General features: G+C 43.6%; 16 protein-coding genes. 11 read left to right on the top strand and 5 right to left on the bottom strand.

The annotated features are described in order from the left end of the window. Positions 1-4: 4 nt before the first annotated feature. The gene (locus ACLI09_RS05090; RefSeq protein WP_411418515.1) at positions 5-1,669 is read left to right on the top strand and encodes a hypothetical protein; all 1,665 of its coding nucleotides are present in this window, start codon (positions 5-7) and stop codon (positions 1,667-1,669) included. Positions 1,670-1,786: 117 nt separating this feature from the next. After that, the gene (gene pheT / locus ACLI09_RS05085) at positions 1,787-4,213 is read left to right on the top strand and encodes a phenylalanine--tRNA ligase subunit beta (protein ID WP_411418514.1); all 2,427 of its coding nucleotides are present in this window, start codon (positions 1,787-1,789) and stop codon (positions 4,211-4,213) included. Between the two features lie 72 nt (positions 4,214-4,285). Here pheT and ACLI09_RS05080 read toward each other — a convergent pair whose 3' ends face one another. Both ACLI09_RS05080 and gyrA read right to left on the bottom strand, forming a co-directional pair. Further along, entirely contained in the window at positions 4,286-5,584 is a 1,299-nt protein-coding gene (locus ACLI09_RS05080; protein ID WP_411418513.1) for a tetratricopeptide repeat protein, read from the bottom strand. Between the two features lie 14 nt (positions 5,585-5,598). Beyond that, positions 5,599-8,190: a DNA gyrase subunit A gene (gene gyrA, locus ACLI09_RS05075; protein WP_411418512.1), complete on the bottom strand. Its 2,592-nt coding sequence runs from the start codon at positions 8,188-8,190 to the stop codon at positions 5,599-5,601. A 262-nt stretch (positions 8,191-8,452) separates the two neighbouring features. On the opposite strand from gyrA, the gene ACLI09_RS05070 reads away from it, so the two are divergent. The 8 genes from ACLI09_RS05070 (at position 8,453) to ACLI09_RS05035 (ending at position 22,438) form a co-directional block, all read left to right on the top strand. After that, positions 8,453-11,002 carry an ATP-dependent Clp protease ATP-binding subunit gene (locus ACLI09_RS05070; protein WP_411418511.1) on the top strand — a complete coding sequence of 850 codons (2,550 nt, stop codon included), beginning with the start codon at positions 8,453-8,455 and terminating at the stop codon, positions 11,000-11,002. Positions 11,003-11,447: 445 nt separating this feature from the next. Further along, entirely contained in the window at positions 11,448-13,673 is a 2,226-nt protein-coding gene (locus ACLI09_RS05065) for an NADP-dependent isocitrate dehydrogenase (RefSeq protein WP_411418510.1), read from the top strand. A 115-nt stretch (positions 13,674-13,788) separates the two neighbouring features. After that, on the top strand, positions 13,789-14,517 hold the full coding sequence (locus ACLI09_RS05060; RefSeq protein ID WP_411418509.1) for a hypothetical protein: 729 nt from the start codon (positions 13,789-13,791) through the stop codon (positions 14,515-14,517). A gap of 253 nt (positions 14,518-14,770) precedes the next feature. After that, the gene (locus ACLI09_RS05055) at positions 14,771-17,149 is read left to right on the top strand and encodes a TonB-dependent receptor (protein WP_411418508.1); all 2,379 of its coding nucleotides are present in this window, start codon (positions 14,771-14,773) and stop codon (positions 17,147-17,149) included. A gap of 4 nt (positions 17,150-17,153) precedes the next feature. Beyond that, a complete protein-coding gene (locus ACLI09_RS05050; protein ID WP_411418507.1) occupies positions 17,154-17,984 on the top strand; it encodes a DUF4249 domain-containing protein in 831 nt (276 codons plus the stop codon). Positions 17,985-18,075: 91 nt separating this feature from the next. Continuing rightward, the gene (locus ACLI09_RS05045) at positions 18,076-21,189 is read left to right on the top strand and encodes a WG repeat-containing protein (protein ID WP_411418506.1); all 3,114 of its coding nucleotides are present in this window, start codon (positions 18,076-18,078) and stop codon (positions 21,187-21,189) included. Between the two features lie 80 nt (positions 21,190-21,269). Continuing rightward, the gene (locus ACLI09_RS05040; protein ID WP_411418505.1) at positions 21,270-21,932 is read left to right on the top strand and encodes a thiamine diphosphokinase; all 663 of its coding nucleotides are present in this window, start codon (positions 21,270-21,272) and stop codon (positions 21,930-21,932) included. An 11-nt stretch (positions 21,933-21,943) separates the two neighbouring features. Then, complete coding sequence (locus ACLI09_RS05035) at positions 21,944-22,438, top strand: N-acetyltransferase family protein (protein WP_411418504.1); 495 nt, start codon at positions 21,944-21,946, stop codon at positions 22,436-22,438. A gap of 2 nt (positions 22,439-22,440) precedes the next feature. Here ACLI09_RS05035 and ACLI09_RS05030 read toward each other — a convergent pair whose 3' ends face one another. Both ACLI09_RS05030 and corA read right to left on the bottom strand, forming a co-directional pair. Next, positions 22,441-23,139 (bottom strand): DUF1003 domain-containing protein, encoded by a 699-nt coding sequence (locus ACLI09_RS05030; protein ID WP_411418503.1) that lies wholly within the window; start codon positions 23,137-23,139, stop codon positions 22,441-22,443. 2 nt (positions 23,140-23,141) lie between these two features. Beyond that, the gene (gene corA, locus ACLI09_RS05025; protein WP_411418502.1) at positions 23,142-24,224 is read right to left on the bottom strand and encodes a magnesium/cobalt transporter CorA; all 1,083 of its coding nucleotides are present in this window, start codon (positions 24,222-24,224) and stop codon (positions 23,142-23,144) included. 75 nt (positions 24,225-24,299) lie between these two features. On the opposite strand from corA, the gene hutI reads away from it, so the two are divergent. Beyond that, on the top strand, positions 24,300-25,538 hold the full coding sequence (gene hutI, locus ACLI09_RS05020) for an imidazolonepropionase (RefSeq protein WP_411418501.1): 1,239 nt from the start codon (positions 24,300-24,302) through the stop codon (positions 25,536-25,538). Between the two features lie 80 nt (positions 25,539-25,618). On the opposite strand, the gene ACLI09_RS05015 is transcribed toward hutI, so the two are convergent. Continuing rightward, positions 25,619-26,494: a hypothetical protein gene (locus ACLI09_RS05015; RefSeq protein WP_411418500.1), complete on the bottom strand. Its 876-nt coding sequence runs from the start codon at positions 26,492-26,494 to the stop codon at positions 25,619-25,621. Between the last annotated feature and the right edge of the window lie 44 nt (positions 26,495-26,538).

Below are 26,538 nucleotides of genomic sequence, written 5' to 3'. Positions count from 1 at the left end.
CACCATGTTCAAGAAATTACAAAACCACCTGTTGCTGCACCATCCACTGCTGTGGAATTTAAAAATAGTGCCGGTACTGGCAATTGGCATAGCCCTGCACTTCATATTTTTTATGGTAGGCTATATAGACGGAGCCGTAGATTTTACACGTAATTACGGCGATTACCTTTATGATATTACCCCCGCAATAGCAGTCTTTTTTAGCATTATAACCGGGCTGTTCCTGTTTATTATCTGGATTGTATTTTATTTCCGTAATAATGCGTTTAAGGCATTTTATCCTAAAGGCCGCAATGACCTCTACAAAGAATGGCTGCTTATCCTTGTAGTATGCGCACTAAACTGCACCTATGCCCTTACGTTTACCTATGCCTGCGACCTTAAAAAGCGTAATTATTTTACCGAGGAAGAATTTTCGCGACGGATAGATATAATCAGCATGGCCTCTGTTTTTGCCGATGGCAGTTTCCTGAAAGGCGAATATTATGAGGAATATAGTAAAGAGCTGGATTCTACCCTACAAAAGCACCGCACCACTTACCCTTATTTTGGTAAAGAGTACCCGCTAAACTCACTGCTTAACAAATCAAACAGCAACTTTACCTACCAGAGTAGTGAAAAAGATTCGTTAAATGAAACGCGTGTAAAAGGCTGGCTGCACAACAACCAGCGCGACTCGGTAGCATGGCTTTTACACGAAATGGATAAGATTGTAAAATACCATACACTTAAATCATCAATAACCCCTCATGAATGGCTAAGCCGGGTTTATAACCCGCCTTTATACACGAAATATACTACCATAGGGCGTGTAGAGCGCTACGAGCTAACGGGGTATGACCACCCCACGAACACGCGTACCTATAATTATGATGAAATGGATACCGTACCTGTAGACGATGCCCCATTTAAACCGGCCCAGGATACCGCAATAATCCCGAAAGGCAGGTTTTATGTTTATAACGGGCCAAACGGCCGGGAAACCATAGACCTTACCGAAAATACCGTACGGACGATAGATAGCACTATTTATGTATTCCCTAAATACTACGTGCCTTTTTCACAGCTGGAAGAATCATACACCATATTATCCGAAGCCTGGGTAAACCCCGATGCCGATATATATATGGTTATCCTGTATGGATGCTTTTGCGTCGCTCTTTCGCTTATAGTATTTTCATTCCGGGTAACCTCGGGGCGCAACTGGCTTATCGCGCTGGTGGCTTATGGCCTCGCTTCATTGGTTACAGGCATTTTTTGCCTTATAATAGGTAACTCACACATTTTAGGATATCACTCATCATTTATAAGAAACTATCTTTATTTTATGCTCTGGCTGGTAATTGTTACAGTGCTGCTCATCTATTTCTTTACAAAAAAAGATAAAAAAGGTATATCAGGCGTAGTGGTTAATGTCCTGTTGTGGCTTACCCCCGCTGTGCTGCCCGTTATCATTCTCCTTGTAACAGAATGGTACGACGATTGGTATGACCGGTATTACAACAGCTTTGTAAAGCCTGAAGCCATGGCCGAACCTAAAAATGCAATTTTTGTGTTTATATACGATAATCCCGGGTATATATTTTTACTATGCCTTGGCGCCTTTATAGTATACATGTACTTTTTTACTAACAGCATACGCAAATGGAAAGGCCTTGCCGAGGCATAGCAACCCCTAATCTATACTAATAAAATGGCTATAACCAACGGTATTTACACCGCAGTTTATAGCCATTCTTTTTGGGGTATTTTGTATATTTGCGTGCTTTAAAAAATAGATTCCACAATGCGTATATCATACAACTGGTTAAGACAATTTATTAAACTCGACTGGAAATCAGAAGAAACAGCTGCCCTGCTTACTGACCTGGGCCTTGAGGTAGAAGGTGTTGAAAAATATGAATCGCTTAAAGGCGGCCTTGAGGGTGTGGTAGTGGGCCATGTGCTTACCTGCGTGCAGCACCCCAACGCCGACAGGCTCCGCATCACAACAGTAGACCTGGGCGACGGCAACGCCCCCGTGCAGATAGTGTGCGGCGCGCCAAATGTAGCTGCGGGCCAAAAGGTTCCGGTTGCCACCATAGGCACCACGCTGTATGATAAAGAAGGTAACGCCTTCCAGATAAAAAAAGGCAAAATACGCGGCGAAGAAAGCCACGGCATGATTTGCGCCGAAGATGAACTGGGACTTGGCGAAGGCCACGATGGTATTATGGTACTGAAGGAGGACCTTGCCCCCGGCACCCCCGCCGCAAAAATATTCAACATCGTAACCGACGAGGTTTTTGAAATAGGCTTAACGCCAAACCGTGCCGATGCCATGAGCCACCTGGGCGTGGCCCGCGATCTTAAGGCCGGCCTTAACCAAAAAAATGTACATACTGAATTGATTACGCCTTCAGTAAGTAATTTCAGGGTAGATAAGCGCATCCTTAAAATGGATATCCGTGTGGAAGATACCAAGCTGGCGCCACGCTACTGCGGGGTTACCATATCGGGCATTACGGTAAAACCGTCTCCGGCATGGCTGCAAAACCGCCTTAAAGCAATAGGCATCACGCCAAAAAACAATGTGGTAGACGTTACCAATTATGTATTGCACGAACTTGGCCAGCCCTTGCATGCCTTTGACGCTGCAAAAATTAAAGGCAATAAGGTAATTGTAAAAACGGCTATCGCTGGCACAAAGTTTACCACCCTTGATGATGTAGAGCGCACACTGCATGAGGAAGACCTGATGATATGCAACGAAAACGGCCCTATGTGCATTGCCGGTGTACTGGGCGGAAAAGATTCGGGTGTAACGGATTCTACCTCTAGCATATTTTTAGAGAGTGCCTATTTTAACCCGGTATCTATCCGAAAAACTGCAAAGCGCCACGGTATCAGTACCGATGCTTCGTTCCGTTTTGAAAGGGGTATCGACCCTAACATCCCGCAGTATGCCCTTAAGCGTGCCGCACTGCTTATACAGGAAACCGCCGGTGGCGAAATTACCAGCGACCTGGAAGACCAGTACCCACGCAAAATAGAAGACCATTCGGTTTTCCTTAATTTTGAGAACGTAACCCGCACCATAGGCCAGGATATTGGCAAAGAAACCATCAAGAAAATACTGGTTTCGCTTGAGGTAAAAATAAGCAACATGTCAGAAAAAGGCCTGGGGCTTATCATACCAAGCTACCGTGTAGACGTGGAGCGTGAAATTGATGTTATCGAAGAAATTCTGCGTGTATACGGCTATAACAACATCGGCTTTACCCAAAAACTGAATGCCAGTATATCTAACTCATCGCGCACCGAAGATTATAAGCTGCAAAACATTGTTGCTACCCAGCTTACATCACTGGGCTTTAACGAGATGATGGCAAACAGCCTTACCACGCCGGAATACATTAAGCTATCAGAAAACCTGAAAGAAGAATTTAATGTACTGATGCTTAACCCCCTTAGTAACGACCTTTCGGCCATGCGGCAGTCGCTGCTGTTTAGCGCGCTTGAGGCGGTATCGTTTAACATTAACCGCCGCAGGGCCGACCTTAAGCTGTTTGAATTTGGCAAAACCTACCACAAGATGCCTTCAGGCTATGACGAGAACAAACACCTGTCGCTTACGGTAACGGGTAACCGCCAGCCTGAAAGCTGGGCACAGCCACAAAACGCGTCAGGCTTTTTTATGTTTAAGGGGTATGTAACACAAATTTTAGAGAGGCTCGGCATCACAAAGTACAGTAGTGAGCCTTTAGTGAATGATATATTTGCCGAAGGTATTACGTTTATGGTGGGCAATGAAATACTTGTAGAATTTGGTACCGTTAAAAAATCGATACTAAAGCACTTTGACATTAAACAGGAAGTATTGTTTGCCGACTTTAACTGGGCGGCGGTTACAAAACTGGTATCGGGTAAAATAAAATATACTGAAATTACCAAGTTCCCCGAAGTACGCCGCGACCTTGCGCTGCTTGTAGATGGTGCTGTTTCATTTGAAACCATTTACAACACTGCACGCCAGGCCGAAAAGGCATTGCTAAAAGACATCAGCCTTTTTGATGTTTATGAAGGCAAAAACCTGCCGGAAGGTAAAAAATCGTACGCGGTTAGCTTTACGCTGCAGGACAGCACAAAAACCCTTACCGACGAACAGATTGATAAGATAATGAGCAAAATAAGGCAAAACCTTGAAAAAGAAACCGGGGCACAGCTGCGATAATTTTCACCGTTTAACTAAAAATAAAAAATGCCACCCGTATAAGGTGGCATTTTTTATATCGCTCAAAACTGATTAGTTCTTACGCTTTGCTTTCATGGCATTATACTCGGCTGTTTTTTCAAGCGCCTGGTACATACCCATCAGCGTTTGTATAACATACTGGTCGTCCGGTTTTGCCTTATGTGCTTTTTCAAGATACGGTATGGCCCTGTTGTACATCTCTTTACGCTGCTTTTGCAGTACTTCATAGCGGGCATTGTCTTTAGCGGAATTGCCCAGGCTGTTCATTTCCTTTACAAGTTTTTCTTCGCCGCTAAGCTGCACCACACCTACGTTAACTAAGGCGTCAAAATTATTGGGTTGTAGCTCCAGCGATTTTTTAAAGTATTTATCGGCCTCCTCCATATTGCCTACTTCCATATTCACCGCGCCCAGGTTATACAGCAGGTTAGGGTCATTCGGATTTTTTTGCAGTGCTTCATTAATAAGTTTTGCAAACTCCTCTTTTTTACCGGCCTTATACATAAGGTTAGCCTGGCCTATAATAAGGGTTACATCTTCAGGGTTTTCTTTACGGGCATTGGCAAAATACTCTAATGCTTTATCAGACTGGCCCTTAAGGTTATAAATAACCGCAATATTTTTTACAATGTCCGGCCTTACCGATTTTTGTACTATATCCCTCGGCTTTTCATAAACAATACCCAGCTTTACGGCATCATCCCTTTTTTGTTTGCTTTCAAAACCTTCTTCATTTCCACTCGCCTTATTTACCGCAACATAGCTGGTGCTCTCCCCGGTAAATTTCCGTTTGTCAAGCTCAAGGTAATATTCAAGCGCTTTGTCATAATCCTCTGCGTTTAACGATACAGCCGCTGCATAATATAAATTATAAGCATCGGTAGGATCTAACTTATAAGCAAGAGAAAATGCCTCGGCAGCTTCCTTATACTTTTTCTCGTCGTTTAACTGGCCACCCGCGTCGGCAACTATACTTTTTGCTAATGGTAAAGTTTGTTTCTGAAGTTCGTCAGTATACTTCTTTTTTACCGCTGCCTTTTCAAGTTCTATAACCTTATTAACATCCTCAAGGCCTTTATTTGCAGTAGCTACCGCTGTAGCCGGGTTGCTTTTTGCCTCAACTTTTAATAAGTAAGTGGCACGGTAGTAGTAAAAATCCCTTTTTTGCTCATCGGTAGCGCTGCCCATTTTAGACTCAAACGCATCAAAGGCAGAGTTAAACTCCTGTGCCTGCGCGGCAGTGGGCGCTTCAACAGCGTTAAGCTTTTTAAGGGCTTTAAGCTCATCTTTTTGTGCAAAAGCACTTAATGATATCAGTAGCGATGCCGCTACAACATAGCGAATTTTCATAATCTTTATATTATTTATTCTTCATTTGTTTGTTCGTCGCCAGAAAAATCATCCGGGCCTATATCCAGGCCATCATCAGATTTACCTTCATGGATAATAATACCGCCTACCCCATTTTCAGCACCTTCGCCATCAAGCACTTCATTAATGGCTTCATCAACAGCGTCTTCTTCACGAAGCACTTTGGCAACCGCCGCTATAGAGTCATTCCCTTTAATGTTGATAAGGCGTACGCCCTGTGTGGCACGGCCCATAACCCTAAGGTCGCTTACAGCCAGGCGGATGGTAAGCCCCGATTTGTTGATGATCATAAGGTCATCGGCATCGGTAACGCTGTTTATAGATACCAATGCACCGGTTTTTTCGGTAATGCTAAGGGTTTTAACCCCTTTACCGCCACGGTTTGTAATACGGTAATCTTCAAGGCTACTACGCTTGCCGTATCCTTTTTCAGATACCACAAGGATTTCGCTGTTCATATCGTTTACAGATACCATGCCAATTACCTCGTCGTTATCATCGGCAAGGGTAATACCACGAACCCCCGAAGCGCTGCGGCCCATTGGTCGGGTCTTGCCTTCCTCAAAACGAACGAGTTTACCGCTTTTAACCGCTATAAGCACCTGGCTTTCGCCGGTAGTCAGCTTAGCTTCAAGCAGCTCATCATCTTCGCGGATGGTAATTGCGGCAATACCGTTTAGCCTTGGGCGAGAATATTGCTCTAACAAGGTTTTCTTAACGATACCTTTTTTAGTAGCCATAATCACATAGTGGCTGTTAACATACTCCTCATTTTTAAGGTCCTGCGTACAGATAAAGGCTTTAACCTTATCGTCATTCTCTATATTAATAAGGTTTTGTATGGCGCGGCCCTTACTGGTTTTACTGCCTTCAGGAATTTCGTAAACACGCATCCAGAAACATTTACCCTTTTGGGTAAAGAACAGCATATAGTTGTGGTTTGTGGCCACAAACAGGTGCTCAAGGAAGTCGGCATCGCGGGTGGTAACGCCTTTCTGGCCTACCCCGCCCCTGTTTTGCGTTTTATATTCGCTAAGCGGCGTGCGCTTAATATAGCCCGCGTGCGATATGGTTATTACCACACTTTCATCGGCAATAAGGTCTTCAATGCTTACGTCGCCGCCGGCATATTCTATCTGGCTGCGGCGCTCATCGCCATATTTATCTTTTATCTCTGCAAGCTCTTCCTTAATAAGCTGCATCCTTAGCTCTTTGCTTTCAAGGAGCGCTTTTAACTCGCCTATTAATTTCATGATGTCGCTGTATTCCGCACGAAGCTTGTCCTGCTCCAGGCCGGTTAGCTGGCGCAGCCTCATCTCTACAATGGCACGTGCCTGTATTTCGCTAAGGCTAAAGCGTTCCATCAACCTGCCACGGGCTTCTTCACCGTCTTTAGAACCACGTATTATAGCAATAACTTCGTCTATATTATCTGATGCTATAATAAGCCCTTCTAATATGTGTGCACGCTCTTCTGCTTTGCGCAATTCATATTTTGTGCGGCGCACCACTACATCGTGCCTGTGCTCCACAAAATGGTGAATCATATCCTTAAGGTTCAGCATCTCCGGCCTGCCGTTTACAAGCGCGATGTTGTTTACACTAAAAGATGATTGCAGCTGCGTAAATTTAAACAGGGTATTAAGTACCACATTTGGCACCGCGTCCTTCTTTAATATATATACAATACGCATACCGTTACGGTCACTCTCATCGCGTATGTTGGCAATGCCTTCAATACGTTTTTCGTTAACCATGTCAGCCGTTTTCTTAATCATGTCGGCCTTGTTCACCTGGTAAGGAATCTCGGTAACAATAATGCATTCACGGCCCTCCACCTCTTCAAAGTTGGTCTTGGCGCGCATTACGATACGGCCGCGGCCGGTTTTAAAGGCTTCACGCACGCCCTCATACCCATATATAATACCACCGGTTGGGAAATCTGGGGCTTTAATATGGTGCATAAGCTCATCTATCTCTATATCGGTATTGTCTATATAGGCAAGGGTACCATCAATAACCTCAGTAAGGTTGTGTGGTGGCATATTAGTAGCCATACCCACGGCTATACCGCTGGCGCCGTTTATAAGCAGGTTAGGCACGCGCGTAGGCATTACCGTAGGCTCCTGCAATGTATCGTCAAAGTTTAACTGAAAATCTACCGTTTCTTTGTCAAGGTCGCTCATTATATCTTCCGATATCTTTTTAAGCCTCGCCTCAGTATATCGCATGGCGGCCGGGCTGTCGCCGTCTACAGAGCCAAAGTTACCCTGTCCGTCTACAAGCAGGTAGCGCAGGCTCCATTCCTGGGCCATACGCACCATGGCGTCGTATACTGATGAGTCGCCGTGCGGGTGAAATTTACCCAGCACTTCCCCTACTATCCTTGCTGATTTTTTGTGGGCCCTGTTACTCAGTACGCCCAGTTCATACATTCCGTATAATACCCTTCTGTGCACGGGTTTCAAGCCATCCCTAACATCCGGAAGCGCCCTGGAAACAATAACGGACATCGAATAATCGATGTAAGCCGATTTCATCTGGTCTTCAATATTAATGGGAATTAACTTTTCTCCTTCTGCCATAAACACTTAAGATTAAATTTATAGTTAATATAAAACGTGCCAATATACATAATTTTATTAGCATTTAATTAGTTTCGGGCAACATTTTTAACCGATTTATCAACACGGTACCACCCGCCATACTTAATAAAGTACTATTAAAATCCTTTTATTATTGCAATATTTTTTGTCTCTTAGCATGACAGTGTTTCTTAGGTATAGTTTTTGCAAAATTCTTAAGAAATAGTTACATTTACATTTAGTAAAGAAAGGGCATATATTTATGGATGATAATTTTTCACCAAGGGTCAAGGATGTAATTACCTACAGCAAGGAAGAAGCCCTTCGCTTAGGCCACGACTTTATTGGTACAGAACACCTGATGTTAGGCATTTTACGTGACGGGAACGGCAAAGCCATCTCTATACTGAACAGCATAGCGATAGATTTAGACCACCTGCGCAGGAAAGTAGAGATACTAAGCCCCGCAAACCCGGGAGCCGAACGCAATAATGAGAAGAAAAACCTTCACCTTACGCGGCAGGCAGAGCGGGCTTTAAGGACTACCTTCCTGGAGGCCAAGGTTTTTCAGAGCACCAGCATAAGCACGGCACATCTGTTGCTCTGCATATTGCGTAATGAAAACGACCCCACCACCAAATTGCTTAACAAACTGAAAATTGATTACGAAACAGTTAAAGAACAATTCATCAACATGACTCAGAACGAAGATGACTTTATGGAAAACCTGCCAAAAGCAGAATCCTACAACGACGATACAGGACAGGATGACAGTTTAAGGGGCGAAAGCTTTAACAATCCTGCCGCTGGCAACAAGGCCAACAAAAAATCAAAAACCCCGGTTCTTGATAATTTTGGCCGCGACCTTACCGAACTTGCCGAAGAAGGCAAACTCGACCCTGTAGTGGGCCGTGAGAAAGAAATAGAGCGCGTAAGCCAGATACTTAGCCGCCGTAAAAAGAACAACCCGCTGCTTATAGGGGAGCCGGGTGTAGGTAAATCGGCCATTGCCGAAGGGCTTGCACTACGCATCATCCAGAAAAAAGTGTCGCGCATATTGTTTAATAAACGCGTGGTAACACTGGACCTTGCCAGCCTTGTGGCCGGTACTAAATACCGTGGCCAGTTTGAAGAACGTATGAAAGCCGTGATGAACGAGCTTGAAAAGAACGACGACATCATTCTTTTTATAGACGAGATACACACTATAGTAGGTGCAGGCGGCGCTACAGGCTCACTTGATGCCAGCAATATGTTTAAGCCCGCGCTTGCCCGTGGCGAAATTCAATGCATCGGCGCTACCACCCTTGATGAGTACCGCCAGTACATAGAGAAAGACGGCGCGCTTGAAAGGCGTTTCCAAAAGGTAATTGTAGAGCCTACTACCGTACCTGAAACCATAATTATACTTAATAACATTAAGAATAAATATGAAGACCACCACAACGTTATCTATACCGATGAGGCTATTGAGGCGTGTGTGAAGCTTACCGACAGGTATATGAGCGAGCGTTTCCTTCCGGACAAGGCTATTGATGCCCTTGACGAGGCGGGAAGCCGGGTGCATATTACAAATATCGATGTACCTAAGCAGATACTTGACCTGGAGCGACAGCTTGAAGAAGTGCGTGAACTTAAGAACAGCGTAGTTAAAAAACAAAAATACGAAGAGGCTGCAAGGCTTCGCGACGACGAAAAACGTATTGAAAAAGAGCTTGCCATAGCCCAGGAACAGTGGGAGGAAGATTCTAAAAACAACCGCGTTACCGTTACCGAAGATAACGTGGCCGATGTAGTAAGCATGATGACCGGCATACCGGTAAACCGTATTGCACAGACTGAAAGTAATAAGTTAGCTAAACTACCAGAACTTATTAAAGGCAAGGTAATTGGACAGGACGAAGCTGTACAAAAAATTGCACGTTCCATCCAGCGTAACCGTGCCGGCCTTAAGGACCCGAACAAGCCTATTGGTTCGTTCATTTTCCTTGGGCAAACCGGTGTTGGTAAAACCCAGCTGGCTAAGGTTATCGCTAAAGAACTGTTTGACAGCGAGGATGCGCTTATCCGTATCGACATGAGCGAGTATATGGAGAAATTTGCCATATCACGACTTGTGGGTGCGCCTCCGGGATACGTAGGTTATGAAGAAGGCGGACAACTTACTGAAAAAGTGCGCCGTAAACCGTACTGCGTGGTGCTGCTGGACGAGATTGAAAAAGCCCACCCTGATGTATTTAACATGATGCTTCAGGTGCTGGATGACGGATTCCTGACTGACAGCCTTGGCCGTAAAATCGACTTCAAGAACACTATTATAGTAATGACTTCAAATGTGGGTGCCAGGCAGATTAAGGACTTTGGCCAGGGCGTAGGCTTTGGCACATCGGCTAAAAAACTGCAGGCAGACGAGCATACCAAAGGTGTTATTGAAGCCGCGCTTAAGAAAACATTCGCGCCGGAATTCATTAACCGTATAGATGACATCATCGTGTTTAATGCCCTTGAAAAAGAGGATATTGACAAGATTATCACTATTGAGCTTGAAAAGCTGTACTCACGTATTAAAGACCTTGGCTACACCATCGCGCTAAGCGAAAAAGCCAAAGCATTTATTGCCGAAAAAGGCTTTGACAAGCAATATGGCGCGAGGCCGTTGAAACGTGCGATACAGAAATATGTAGAGGATGTTTTAGCCGAAGAAATCATTACCTCTAAAATATCAAGCGGCGATGAGATTTTTATGGACCTTGAAGAAAACGGTACTGAACTGGCCGTTACCATCAGGAAAGCCGAAAACCCCGCGAGTTAAGAGTTAAAATACTTTATATAATCCCCATCGGTTTTGCCGGTGGGGATTTTTTTATTCAGGGAACACTTATGACGCAGATTTAAGGGATTTTAATAGAAGATTTTTGAAACGAATTCCACTAATTTCCACTAATCTGTTCGTATAAATTTTTGAAATTCGTGTCAAAAAAAACTACACATTATATAAACTGTCTAAATCCCTTAAATCTGTGTCGTCGGTGTTCCAAAATTTAAACAAAATCAATAATCCCTATCAATTTTTGCGAAATTATTCCCCCTTATTTAGAATGAGTTTTCCTATATTTGCGAGCCTTACTGTATAATTTTGGATATATCCGGGTTAACCGTTTTCGATTATATGAAAAGGCACAAACAAACATTAAATAAAAGATTAATAATCAGCCTTTTCGACTCCCTTTAGCCGGATGGGTTAAAACAAACAGAAAATGTCCGATACATCAAAAATCTATTACACGATAACTGATGAGGCCCCCATGCTGGCCACCCACTCTTTTTTACCTATCGTGCAGGCGTTTGCCGCCCCTGCCGGAATAGTAGTTGAAACAAGGGATATATCACTTGCCGGAAGGATACTTGCCAATTTCCCTGAAAACCTTACCGAAGAGCAAAAAGTAGGCGACGCGCTTACTGAGCTTGGCGAACTTGCCAATACACCGGAAGCAAATATTATAAAACTGCCTAACATCTCTGCTTCGGTACCACAGCTTAAGGCCGCCATTAAAGAGCTACAATCTCAGGGGTATAACATACCTGATTTTCCTGAAGACGCTAAAACAGAAGAGGAAAAAGCAACTAAGGCCAAATATGCCAAAGTATTAGGCTCTGCGGTAAACCCGGTGCTTCGCGAGGGCAACTCAGACCGCCGCGCGCCAAGGGCCGTTAAAAATTATGCCAAAGCACATCCGCACTCCATGGGTGCATGGAGCGCCGACAGCAAAACACACGTTGCCAGCATGAGCGACGGCGACTTTTACGGCAGTGAAACATCGGTTACCGTTACTGAGGCGACCGACGTTAAAATAGAATTCACCGCCCAGGATGGTACAGTTACCGTACTTAAAGCATCTACCCCGCTTAAAGCCGGTGAGATAATCGATAGTTCTGCGCTTAATATAAGTAAGCTTAAGGCATTTATTGCTAAAGAAATAGCCGATGCCAAAGAGCAGGGCGTTTTGTTCTCGGTACACCTTAAGGCAACCATGATGAAGGTGTCTGACCCTATCATCTTTGGCGCTATTGTAGAGGTTTTCTACAAGGATGTTTTTGAAAAATACGCTGAGTTATTTAAAACATTGGGCGTTGATACCCGCAACGGCCTTGGCGATGTATATGCTAAAATAGCAGGTACCCCTGAAGAAGCCGAAGTTAAAGCGGCTATTGATGCGGTATATGCTACATCCCCTGCCCTTGCCTACGTAAATTCAGACAACGGTATTACTAACCTGCACGTGCCAAGCGACGTTATTGTAGATGCTTCTATGCCTGCTATGATACGCACCAGCGGCCAGATGTGGGACGTAAATGGTAAACAGCAGGATACTAAAGCCATTATCCCGGACAGGAGTTATAGTGGTGTTTATACGGCTACAATAGATTTTTGTAAAAAACATGGCGCGTTTAACCCTGCCACTATGGGCAGCGTACCAAACGTAGGCCTTATGGCGCAAAAAGCCGAAGAGTACGGAAGCCACGATAAAACCTTCCAGGTGGCTGCAAACGGCGTGGTAAAAGTGGTTGACAACAACAACGGTACCGTATATATGGAGCAGGCTGTTGAGGCCGGCGACATCTTCAGGATGTGCCAGACTAAAGATGCGCCAATACAAGACTGGGTTAAGCTTGCCGTAAACCGCGCAAGGCTTAGCGACACCCCGGCGGTGTTCTGGCTGGATGAAAACCGCGCGCACGATGTGCAGCTTATTGCTAAAGTTGAAAAATACCTTCAGGACCACAATACTGACGGACTTGACATACAGATACTTGACCCGGTTGAAGCCACACAATTCTCACTTGAGAGGATTAAAGACGGTAAAGACACTATATCAGTAACGGGTAACGTACTGCGTGACTACCTGACTGACCTGTTCCCTATCCTGGAGCTGGGCACCTCGGCAAAAATGCTCTCCATTGTACCGCTTATGAACGGTGGCGGGCTGTTTGAAACCGGCGCCGGTGGTTCTGCCCCTAAGCACGTACAGCAGTTTGTCGAAGAAGGCTACCTGCGTTGGGATTCGCTTGGTGAGTTCCTTGCCCTTGGCGTATCGTTAGAACACCTTGGCCAGAGCCTTAACAACAGCAAAGCGCTGGTACTTAGCGAAACACTTGATGCCGCTAATGAGAAATTCCTTGAAAACGACAAAGGCCCGGCACGTAAAGTAGGCCAGATAGACAACCGTGGCTCACACTTTTACCTTGCGCTGTACTGGGCACAGGCCCTTGCCGCACAGGATAATGACGCTGAGCTAAAAGCTAAGTTTACTGAAATAGCCAAAGACCTTACTGAAAACGAGGCTAAGATTGACGCTGAACTTATAGGCGCGCAGGGTAAAGCAGAAGAAATAGGCGGTTACTACCACCCTGATTTTGCTAAGACCGATGCTGCCATGAGGCCAAGCGCAACGCTTAACGCGATACTTGCCAAATTGAAATAAATTGGAACGCGGATAACGCTGATTAAGCTGATTTTCGCTGATAAATATTTGAAAGCTGTCCTGTAAAAGGGACAGCTTTTTTGTTTAGATTTATTCCTGAAATTAGCCACCAGCCATGAAACCAGCCCTGCCCCGTTTAGGATTATTTTTACTGCTTACATTTTTCATTTCCTGCAAGCATCCCATTGGTAAAACCGTAGAAGCCAATTTTGGTTTTACAGGCGATTCAGGTTACATAAGCGATGCTGAACTGTTTAAAAAAATAAAGTTTGACACCATTAGTGGTAAGGATACGCTGTATCAGGCTTTAAATATCCACACAAGCGATACCATAGGAAAGTACTATAAAGGCAGCAACGGGCATTATTTTTCGTGCCTTAATGCTTCACAAGGCCATATGGGCTGCCTGTTGGTTGAGACACTGGCAGACGGCAGCATTGTAAACCAACAAATATTTGGTGTAGGTGTACACGATTGCTGCTGGAATGGCAGTTTTGACGGCTTCAGGAAATATGGCGATTATATAAGCTTCAGGAGCTGTACGACAGGCACTGCAGTATGCGGCGGTGCCGTAAGCCTGTTCAAAACACTTAAGCCGCAGGATGATATAGGATACATCAGTGAAAGCCTTTGGTACGCAGGGGTAAGCGATACATTCCACGACCTTACATCAACATTGGTAATAAAAAACGATACAGTTTATATGCGCTATACCAATGAACTGTATACAGAGCAGGAAGAAAAAAGAACCGTTGAAAGCACTGCACAGTTTACCATCAGGTATGCAAACCGCGATAGTAGGTGGATACAGTTAGACAGCACTACGGTTTCATTAGGAATGTGATGATTACTCATTCGTAACCATATCCAGTTTCTTTAAAATGTGCGGGATGCGGTAAGGGCCGCGAGTAACCTGTATGCGATTGCGGCCCATTACAATCTTCAAAAAAAACAACTAAAACGTAATAGTTTATAAGACAGTATTTTTTATGTGGTAAAATTGGCACTTTCAGGTTAATTTATAGTAATTTTCTGTAACAAGAGGCAATTAAAATCGTCTCACGGGCGTTAGAAAGACATCAATCAAAAAAACTATCATGAAACAAACCACCAGGAATTACCTGACGGTATTCTTTTTATTTATTTGCAGCGCAATCTTCGCGCAGGATAAATTTACGCTAAGCGGCAGCATTGCCGACAGCGGAAGCAACGAAACCCTAATTGGCGCAAGCGTTTACATTAAAGAACTGCAAATTGCCACTACCACAAACCAGTACGGTTTTTATTCTATTTCGCTCCCTGCGGGTACGTATACCGTGCAGGTTAGCTATGTAAGCTTTGGCACTATCGAAGAAACCGTAGAGCTTCAGGCCAATGTCCGCAAAAATTTTGGGCTTACATCAGGTACCGAAGAATTGCAGGAGGTAATTATAGAAGGCAACAAGCCTAAAGCTGATATCCGTACCCCGCAAATGAGTGTGAACAGGCTAACGGCTGCCGAAATTAAAAAGATGCCGGTAGTACTGGGCGAGGTAGACGTGCTTAAGTCGATACTACAGCTGCCGGGCGTTACTAACGCCGGCGAGGGCGCATCAGGCTTTAACGTGCGTGGTGGGGCTTCTGACCAAAACCTTATCCTGCTGGACGAAGCCACCATATACAACTCCTCCCACCTTTTTGGGTTTTTCTCGGTATTTAATTCTGATGCCATTAAAGATTTAAAGCTGTACAAAGGCGGCATACCGGCGCGCTATGGCGGCAGGGTAGCCTCTGTTTTAGATATTTACCAAAAAGAGGGCAACAGCAAAGAGTTTCACATGAATGGCGGCATAGGGCTTATATCAAGCCGCTTACTGGCCGAGGGGCCCATTGTTAAAGACCGTGGCTCTTTCCTGATTGGCGGGCGTACCAGCTATGCGCACCTGTTCCTTAAACTTACCGACAATAACAACTCGGCTTCTTTTTACGACCTTAATACCAAGATTAGCTACAAGCTTACCGATAATAATAACCTCTACCTTTCAGGATATTTTGGGCGCGACCTGTTTAACATTAACGACAATTTTAAAAATACCTACGGCAATACGCTGGTTAACCTGCGCTGGAACCACCTGTTCAGCAATAAGCTGTTTAGTAACCTCAGTATGATTTACAGCGATTATTATTATGGGCTAACGCTCGATTTTATAGGCTTTAACTGGGATAGCGGTATTAAAAACTACAATTTTAAATACGATTTTAAGCACTACATCAGCAACAATACAAAGCTTGACTATGGTATGAACCTGGTGTACTACGATTTTAACCCCGGGAAAATTACCCCTATTGACGATGAATCATCCATCAATGAAGACCAGCTGGACAAAAAGTACGCCTTTGAACCTGCTTTTTATATAGATGCCGAGCAAAAGTTAACCGATAAGCTTAGTGTAAGCTACGGCCTGCGCTACAGCCTGTTTTACCGCCTGGGCAGCCAGACGCTAAACACCTACGCTAACAACCAGGCAGTAACCTGGAACAACAACCTGAAGATATATGAAGAAGCGGTACCCACCGGCACGGTAAGTTATGGCAGCGGTGAAACCATAGCCGACTTCAATAACCTGGAGCCGCGTGCGGCTGTATCATACCAGCTTACTGAAGACCAAAGCATAAAGGCAAGTTACAACCGCATGGCACAGTACCTTCACCTGATAAGCAATACGGCTTCGGCTACCCCGCTTGATGTGTGGGCACCCAGCGACAATTTTATAAAACCACAGCTGTTAGACCAGTATGCCTTAGGATATTTCCGTAATTTTAAGGAGGATGCCTACTCCCTTGAAGCAGAGGTGTATTACAAGAAAGTAAAAAACCGTATAGATTATATAGATGGCGCCGACCTTATAGCAAACAACGCCATAGAACAGGTAGTACTTAATGGCCGCAGCCGTGCCTACGGCTTAGAGCTTTTACTTAGAAAGAATGAGGGCAAGTTTACCGGCTGGATATCCTATACCCTTTCACGCTCTGAACAGCAAACGCCAGGGCGCACCCCTGAAGAGCTGGGTATTAATGACGGGCAATGGTACAAAACCGGTTATGATAAGCTGCACAACCTCTCTGTAACAAGCGCCTACAATTTAAGCGATAAGTGGCAGTTTGGGGCGATATTTACACTGCAAAGCGGCCGCCCGGTAACCTACCCCGACGGGCAGTACCAGTATGGCGATATTATAGTGCCCAGCTATGGCCTTCGCAACGCAAACAGGCTTACCGCTTACCACCACCTTGATGTATCGGCCACCTACGTGCCAAAACCTGAAAAGAAAAAAGGCTGGCAGGGCGAATGGGTATTTAGCATATACAACCTGTACAACCGCCAGAATGCCGCGTCTATTACCTTCCGCCAAAATGAAGATAATGGCAATAACGAGGCGGTGCGGCTCTCAATTTTTGGGGTGATACCCAGTGTAACCTATAATTTTAAATTTTAAAGCTATGAAAAAGATACTATATATACTATTGGCATGTAGCGGATTACTATTTGCAGGGTGCGAAGAAGTTATAGATGTAGACCTTGCCACCGGGACTAAAAGGCTGGTAGTTGATGCTTCTATAAACTGGGTAAAAGGCACACCCGGCAATGAGCAAATTATAAAGCTTACCACCACCACCGGCTATTATGATGCCGAGATACCCGTAGCAACTGGCGCTACCGTAACGGTAGTAAACAGTACAGGTACACTATATGAGTTTACCGAGGTACCGGGCACGGGGCAGTACGTTTGCCAATACTTTGTACCGCAAATTAATGAAGCCTATACACTCACTATTATATATAACGGACAAACCTATACCGGTAGCGAAACCTTATATGATGTACCCGATATAACATCGATAACACAAAGTGAAGACGGAGGGTTTGAAGGGGATGAAACTGAAATACGCTTCTTTTTTAATGATAATGCCGCCGAAGAAAATTACTACCTATCCCGATTTGATGCGGAGTTCCTGACAATACCGGAATATGGTGTAAATGAAGACCGCTTTACTAACGGCAACGAAATGTTTGATTTTATATCAGATGAAGATGTTGAACCACAAGATGTTATTGATATTAAGCTGTATGGTATTTCAAAGCAATACTATAATTATATGGCAAAACTGCTTGAAGTGGCGGGCGGCGGTGGCGGCGGGCCATTTACTACCCCTCCGGCTACCGTGCGCGGCAATGTTGTAAACCAAACCGATGAGGCTAACTATCCCTTAGGTTATTTCAGGTTGAGCAGGGTTTCAGCAGTGTCTTATGAGGTACAGCCCACCGAATAAAGACGATAATACTTAAATCATGCATGGATATAGCACAAATCAGCTACGGCTAATTTGTGCTATATTTGTTATAACCAAACCATGCCGAGTGATGAAAAATTTTATACCACTACACTTTTTACTCCTGCTGTTTTTTGCGGGAAGCCTTTATGCGCAGGAAACTGCACTATCGGATGTTTTTACTGGAGATTATAAAGGTGCTATTTCTGAACTTATAAACCGTAAGCTTAATTACAATCCGGCGCACCCCGATAAGGAGTATGAGGACTACCAGGTAGAATACGATTATTTTGTAGCCAAACAAAATGGTAAGTACGGCATTTACAATGTGTCGAAAAAAGAATGGTTTGCACCCGCCGTATACGACACTATTAACTTTATAGGTAATACTCTAATAAATGGCAAATGGCAAAATTTGCTATATGGCGATGAAGTTGCACCACTTTTCCCGGAACATTATCTGGCTATCATAACCGTAAAAAACGGCAAATACGGCCTTAAAGATATTGCCGGAAACACCATATTAGAACCAAAATATGACGAAGTGCGGGCAAATGAATCTTCTTTAAATATTTATTTTTACCGTAAGGGCGCTAAGTGGGGTTTTGCAAGTACTATTAAAGAAGGTTTTGTTATAAAGCCCGATTATGATTATGCCGTAATCAATACTGATTTTGATACTCAAAGTACTGTTATAACGGCTTACCGGAATAAAAAGGCAAGAAATTTTAGTGTGTGGAAAGCGCCCAAAGGGAGTAAAAAGATGCTGAAGCCTGCTGCTGCTTCTAACCGGGACTACGTTGCTTTTGACAACTCTTACTGCTATGACAACTACAAGCCGAAAGGTATTTTTTATACCGAAGGCGGTAAAAACGGCATTAAGGATTCGGCGGGCATTATAATAGTCCCGGCTAAGTACAACAGGATTATGCCCCTTTTAAACGGTAATTATATTGTTAATGAGGGCAACCTGTACGGCCTTGTAAATGCCACGGGAAGTGTTATCATACCGGTACAGTATACAAGCATTGACCCGGCTGATGGAAGGCCTCCATATAACAATTTATATATTATTTATAGAGACAAGCTCATGGCGTTTTTTGGCGCTGACGGCACACAGCTTACCCCTTTTGAATTCCGCTCTTCAGAAGGCCTGATGTATGGTTACAGCGATAAATGGGAAGGGCTCTATCTTAATGCAACCGAAAAAAAAGTATTAGAAAGAAGCCGTAGTGAAATCGACACAACAGGTATTGACACTGTTTACAGTAAAAGCGTACTGCTTTATAAAAATAACCAAATAGAAAAGGTACTACAGGGCTGTACACAAACAGGATATGCAAATGAAAAGATACTATTCTACAAAAAACCGGGAAGCCCGCTTTACGGTTTTTTAAGCCTTACCACCTTAAATAAAACGGAGCCGCTTTACAATACTAAGTATACCCTTATGGATAACGGAAAAATTTGGGTAAAAAAGGGCGAAGAAGATATAGTAATTAATGAAAACGGAATAGAAGAATCACTGCATAAAAAGATTGTAACTTACGCAAACGACTATTTTATATACACTGAAAATGGAAAAATGGGCGCGATGGGTAGTAACTATACTCCACTTCCCTTTACATATAACCGGGTGGAGCCACTGGTGCTTCTTCCTAAATATACCTTAATAGATAAACAACTGGTAGAAAAGTATTCAGGGCTTTTTCGTTATTATGATGAAACCGGTAAAATGGGGGTTATAGATGCGGCTGGCAAAATACTGTTCACTGCGGGAGAATATGATGCGATATCCCTTGCGTTAAGTACAGGCCAGGATGAATACTCCGCCATTGGCAACAAAGAATATTTTTATAAAAAAGCTCCCTACTTAAAAGAATACCTGTATAAAATATTTGTATGCAAAAAAATTAACGGTAACTACTGCGATGTAACGTTATACGTTAACGGCAACGTAATATCACGTTTTACTGCATACGCATCGTGGAACCTTCAATATAACCTTATATCAAAGGCAGGATACCTGGTTGTATGGTATAATGACGATATCAGGTTTATTGACTTAAAAACAGGAAAAACAATAATAATTCCAGCAACCGATACCCAATTTTTTAAAGAAGATGGAGACGGTGGCTATACGAAGTTTCATTATAAGGGCAAATCGAAAACAGTAAAATATACACCATCAGGCGAGAAACTTAGCGAGAATATGTACCATGATTATGCCGGGGGCATCGCTAATAATGCACGACCGCAATATATTAGCCAGAAAAATGGAAAGTATGGGCTTGCCGACGTTTATGGCCATGAGGTGATGCCCTATATAAATGATACGCTTTTTAGTGTAAACGATGTGATTTACGCGGCACTGCGTGGAAAACGTTATGGTTTTGTCAACAGCAGCAATGCCACAGTACTCCCTTTTGATTATGACGGTATCTCTATAACTTGCAACCCATTAAGCGGTAATACTAAATCATACTATAGCATCAAACAAAACGGGCAAAATGGCCTTGCAAATGCTTCGGGTAAAATTATAGTACCACCCACATATACAACCATAGATATAAAGACATTTATTTTTGCTGAAAAAGAGGGAGTAATATCGGTTTACGATGCTGAAGGAAAACTCCTTTTCAGCCTTGAATGCAGCAACATTTCTAAATTTACTGTCAATACATTCAAATACACTAAAAATGGTAAGCAGGGCATTGCAGGCTTTGACGGCAAAATAGTAATGCAACCCCTGTTTGACACTATTAACTTTATTGAAAACGATATATACAGTGTAACCGATAGCGGGAAAACCTACATTACTGATGCAGGCGGGAACAAATTGTTACCCTTTCCGCTAAAGTCGGCAGTCAGGCTGGATTCTGATTATGACCTCTATAATACCGGGGCTAAGTACTTTGTGTTGCAAAATGAATTGGGTAACTATGCAGTGTATGACGTTACCTTACGGCAAATCACTCCCTTTGAATATGATGGAATAAATGAAATTGAAATATGCCGGTACATTATTGCCAGAAAAAACGGGCTGTATGGTGTAACGGGGACTGATGGAAAACAAGTACTCCCGTATATTTATAAAGAAATTGATTTTGATGAGGATAGGCATCTTTTCCTGGCGCGAACCCCACAAACGGATTATACCATTTCACCCGAAGGTATAGTGCTTGCAGAAGAAAAGAATGATTAAATTTGCGTGGTCAGTAATTCAGTGTTCAGTGTTCAGTGGACATCGGGATGGGAATTCTGACTAAACCTTAAAACAAAAACATGTCTTCACACCATATAGTACGCGACGACCAGGAGCCCGCACTAATAATAGCCAATGGCGCTGCCTGCAGCAAAGAACTGATGGGCCAGTTGCTGGAATGGTCGCCCCTGGTAATAGTGCTTGACAGCGCCATGAAACGCGTTGCAGAACTTGGCATTAAGGTAGATGTATTGCTGGGAGATTTTGACCGCGGTTTTGACCCTGAATATTACAAAGGCCTGCAATACCCCCTGGAAATTGTGCACACGCCCGACCAGGAAAAAACCGACCTTGAAAAGGCGTTTGATTACCTTATAGGCAGGGGTTTCCCAGCGGTGAATGTTATCTGGGCCACAGGACGCAGGGCAGACCATACCATTACGAATATTACTAACATCGTGCGCTTTCGCGATACGTTGAAAATTGTAATTTTAGACGACCACAGCAAGATATTTTTACTGCCATATAAATTTGAAAAATGGTACCCTGCCGCAACACCTATATCATTGATACCTATAGGTAAAGCAGCCGGTATCTCAACTAAAAATTTAAAATACCCTTTAAATAATGAACCCCTTACCATAGGCTACCGCAACGGCAGCAGCAACGAGGTAGAAACGGATGGCATTGTAGTAATAGAACACCGTGAAGGGAATTTACTGATGATGGAATGTTTTGATTAATTTTGAAAGATATGCACACAATACGTAAGGCTACCGCTTCAGACCTGGGAATGATTAAAGATATTACCAACCATAACATACTGCATACCACGGCAAACTATGACTACGAACCAAAAACCGATGCCGAGATAGCGCTATGGTTTGCCGATAAGCAAAACGGCGGCTGGCCGGTTATAGTGGCCGAAGAAAACGGTGTCCCGGTAGGTTTTGCCAGTTATGGAACGTTCAGGGTAAAAATAGGTTATAAAAGCACGGTAGAACACTCTGTTTACGTGTCTGAAGAAGCACATGGCAAAGGCATAGGCCGCCTGCTCCTCTCCCACCTGATAAACATTTGCCGCGAAGAGGGCTACCACTGCATGGTAGGATGCATAGATGCCAGTAATGCCGGCAGTATCGCCTTCCATAAAAAATTTGGGTTTACAGAGGCCGGCGTTTTAAAAGAAGTTGCCTATAAGTTTGATAAATGGCTGGATTTGCAGTTTATGCAACTGTTGTTGAAATAATTCTAATTTCCGCGCTTCTCAAGCCGGCCCAGTATATCGTTCATCATGTCTATCTGTACCTTTTGTATCTCAATGAGGCTTTGCTCCTGGTGCAGTATAAGGTGGTCCAGCTTTTCATGCAGCAGGCGAATTTCAAGTTCTGATTTCAGGTTTACCATATAGTCATTCTCAGCCTTTTCGCGGTCTTTTTCGCCCTGCCGGTTCTGGCTCATCATAATTACGGGTGCCTGTAGCGCCGCCACGCAGCTTAGTATAAGGTTAAGCAATATAAACGGGTACGGGTCATAGCCCTTGTTCATAAACACAAATGCATTAAGTGCAATCCAGCCCAGCAGGAACCCCAGGAACGCGAGGATAAACGTCCAGCTGCCGCCAAAGGAAGCCACCTTATCGGCCACCTTTTGCCCAATGGTAAGGTTAGCATCTTCTTCGTCCGGGTTATCAGATACTATTGTTTTCTCTTTCAGGGCCTTTAATACCTTGCTTTCAAGGTCGTCCAGCTCACCTACTTCCTGTTGCAAAAAATCAGCAATATATTTTTCCCGGTACTGGTTAAGCTCCCCCATGCTCATACTACAGGATTCGTTAAACCCCGGGTGTTCTTTCTTAATAATATCAATTATGGGCTGCCGCACCAGGCTGGCAGGCACATGCTCGCGCTGCGGAAATTCTTTTCCCGATATATCACTTGTAAATTTCATGCTTAAAACCAGTCTTTTTTTCTAAAATAAATAATCATAATAATAATGCTTACTAACATTATACCCCATACAAAATAGTAACCGTGCTCGGTATGCAATTCTGGCATATTATCGAAGTTCATGCCATACACACCCACAATAAAGGTAAGCGGCATAAAGATTACTGAGAAAATGGTAAGCGTTTTCATAATCTGGTTCATACGCTGGCTTTGGGCCGCATAATGAAAATTTGAGGCGCTGTCCAGCGAGGTAAGGTCATAATCGGTCTGGTCCAGCAGTTCGAGGCATTTTTGGTGCAGGCGGGCAAAATAGGTATGTGTGCTTTTGCGTATGGTTTCATACTCATCCTCCTCACGGGCGCTCTTGAGGGTAAGCAATGCTTCGCGAAGCGGGGTAATGGCCCGCTTTAAAAATACAAGGTTATCCTTAGTCTTTTCAATCTCTTCAATAATATTGCCTTTGTTATCCTGCCGGGCGGCATCGGCCAGGCGGGCTATCCGCTCTTCATAACGCTCTATCGTAATGAAAAAATTTTCCATAATGGCGTCCAGCATCAGGTACAGCAAAAAGTCGTTTTTCTTTTTGCGTACTATACCTGTTCCGGTGCGGATGCGCTCGCGGATGTGGGTAAAATAATCGCTCCTCTTTTCCTGGAACGATACTATGGTATTGCCTTTTAGCAAAAAACTTACCTGTTCGGTTTTTATAACACCGTCTTCCTCTTCCGGCAGTACCGATTTTATGCTAAAAAAAAGCACATCGCCCAGCTCTTCAATACGCGTGCGGCGGTGCACGTTAAGAATATCGCCTATAATTAGGGGGTCTACCGATATCAGGCTGCCTATGTTTTTTATAAGCTCTGCATCGTTAAGGCCGTGTACGTTAAGCCATTTAATATCATCCGTCTGCTCTAGGTCCGTACATTCCTTAACTACCCGTTCAAGGCCTACTTTTTTATATTCCTCATAGCCGTTTTCGTCAAACACAAAAAGCTGCATCTGCGTTTTTTCGGTTGTATGCTCGCCATTATATTCAAAAGCGTTGGGCTGTACCTTACGTACTTTATTGTATTCTAATCTTTTCACAAAAAGTATAGTATTTCTAACCTATAAAGATAGGAGTTTTTTAAAATGGGTGGTATTTTTACCAAAAGTTTAATTATGCCCATCCTTATCAAAAATATAAAAGAACTGCTGCAGGTTCGCGAAACTAACGTAACCAAACTCAGCGGCAGCGAAATGGCTACACTCCCTTTGCTTAAAAATGCGTGGCTGCTGCTGGATGAGGATAAGATAAAAGGCTTCGGCACTATGGACAGCTGCCCTGAGGGTACTGATGCTGAGGAAATAGATGCCACCGGTAAAACCGTACTGCCCGCCTGGTGCGACAGCCATACCCACCTGGTATATGCCGGTAACAGGGAACAGGAGTTTGTAGACCGTATTAACGGGCTAAGTTATGAGGAAATAGCAAACCGCGGCGGAGGTATATTAAACTCGGCCAAAAGGCTTAATGCAACGGCTGAAGATGAACTATATGAGCAAAGCCGCCTGCGGCTGGAAGAGGTGATGCGGATGGGCACAGGGGCCATCGAAATAAAATCGGGGTACGGGCTTACCGTTGATGGCGAACTAAAAATGCTTCGGGTTATAAAACGCCTGCGCGAGAATTATCCGGTGGCAATTAAGGCTACATTTTTAGGGGCGCATGCTTTCCCTATTGAATATAAAGAAAACCACAGTACCTATATTGACATAATAATAGATGAAATGCTCCCTGCAATTGCAAGGGAAGATCTGGCCGATTATATTGATGCCTTTTGTGAAACGGGTTATTTTTCAGTCGAAGAAACTGAGCGTATTATGGAGGCCGGGTCGATGTATGGCCTGCCTGGCAAAATACATGTTAACCAGTTTACTGCCATTGGCGGCATAGCAGCCTGCGTAAAATACAATGCCATAAGCGTAGACCACCTGGAAATAGTAACCGATGCCGATATTGAGGCCCTTAAAGGCAGTATTACTATGCCGGTAGCCCTGCCTACCTGTTCGTTTTTTATCAGTATCCCTTATACGCCCGCAAGGCAACTGCTTAATGCCGGGCTGCCCTTAGCCATTGCTACCGATTATAACCCCGGCACCACACCCAGCGGCAACATGAACCTGGTAGTAGCCACTGCCTGTATAAAAATGAAACTAACACCCGAAGAGGCCATTAATGCCGCTACCATAAACGGGGCCTATGCCATGGGCCTTTTTGATACGCACGGCAGTATTACGGTGGGGAAAACTGCAAACATTATTATTACAAAGCCTGTTAACTCGTTTTATGAGTTGCCCTATTCTTTTGGCACTAACCTTATTGATAAGGTGATAATTAGCGGTATCCTTGTAAAGTAGATATCGAAATGGAAGAAAAAAAGAGGCTGCCCAAATCAGGCAGCCTCAAATTATTTGAACATTAAATATAAAAACTTTTACTATTTAAGTGTAAAAGTGGTATTGGCTACATTTACATCTTTATCAAAAACGTTAACGGTATACAGGCCTTTTTCAAAATCAGACCCCTTAATTTTTTCGTCAATATTCATGTTCTTGTTTTTGTAAGCAGCAGTAGTTACAAAACTGTACGTAAGGTTATAGTCGTTAAACGTTTCCGTTTTCTTTTCGCCTACTACGTTGTTCTTAGGATCTATAACCTGTATATAATATGTTTTATTACCTGCCGGAGCTACTTCATTACTGGCTATGGTAAAGCTTATCTGTATAACATCTACCCTGCGTGCTTTATCTGTTTGTACCAATTTGCCTGAGCTGCGTTCTTTAAACGGCTGTGTGTGCAGGTTTGTTATAGATAATTTTTGTGCTTTTTCTACCGTTTTGGCAAGGTTTTCATTTTGCGATGCAAGCGTATCATTATAGCGCCTGCTTTGGTCTAAAGCATTCATGGTACTGTCGCGCTCTACCCTTAGGGTACCGTTTTCTGCAACAAGTGCCTTATTTTGTTCAATCAGCTGATTGTATTTAACGGTGAGGTTGTTAAACTTTTTCCTGAAGTCTTTTAAAGCATCGGCCTCGCCTTTAGATTTCTGAACCTCTTCAAGAAGTTCGGCAATTTTAGCGCGCTCTGCCTCCAAGTCACCCTTAAGTCCTGTATTTTCGGCAATGGCAGCATCATAAGCAGCAATCTTATCCTTCAGTTCCGCTTCAAGCGATGCTTTTTCTGACACTAGTTCTGTTTCTTTCTTTTCGCTATCTGTACTCATCTTGTACATCCAGGCAAGGCTGCCTACTAATAAAATTGCAAGTACAATAATAACAGCCTTTAAACTAGAATTACTTTTTTGATTCTCCATCTGTTTACTAAATTATTTTTTCCAAATTTAATTATATTTTAATA

This window comes from Flavobacterium sp. RHBU_24 (assembly GCF_046613695.1).
Lineage (GTDB): Bacteria > Bacteroidota > Bacteroidia > Flavobacteriales > Flavobacteriaceae > Flavobacterium.
Note: the sequence above shows the minus strand (reverse complement) of the source record. Positions and strands in the feature narration are given on the sequence as shown.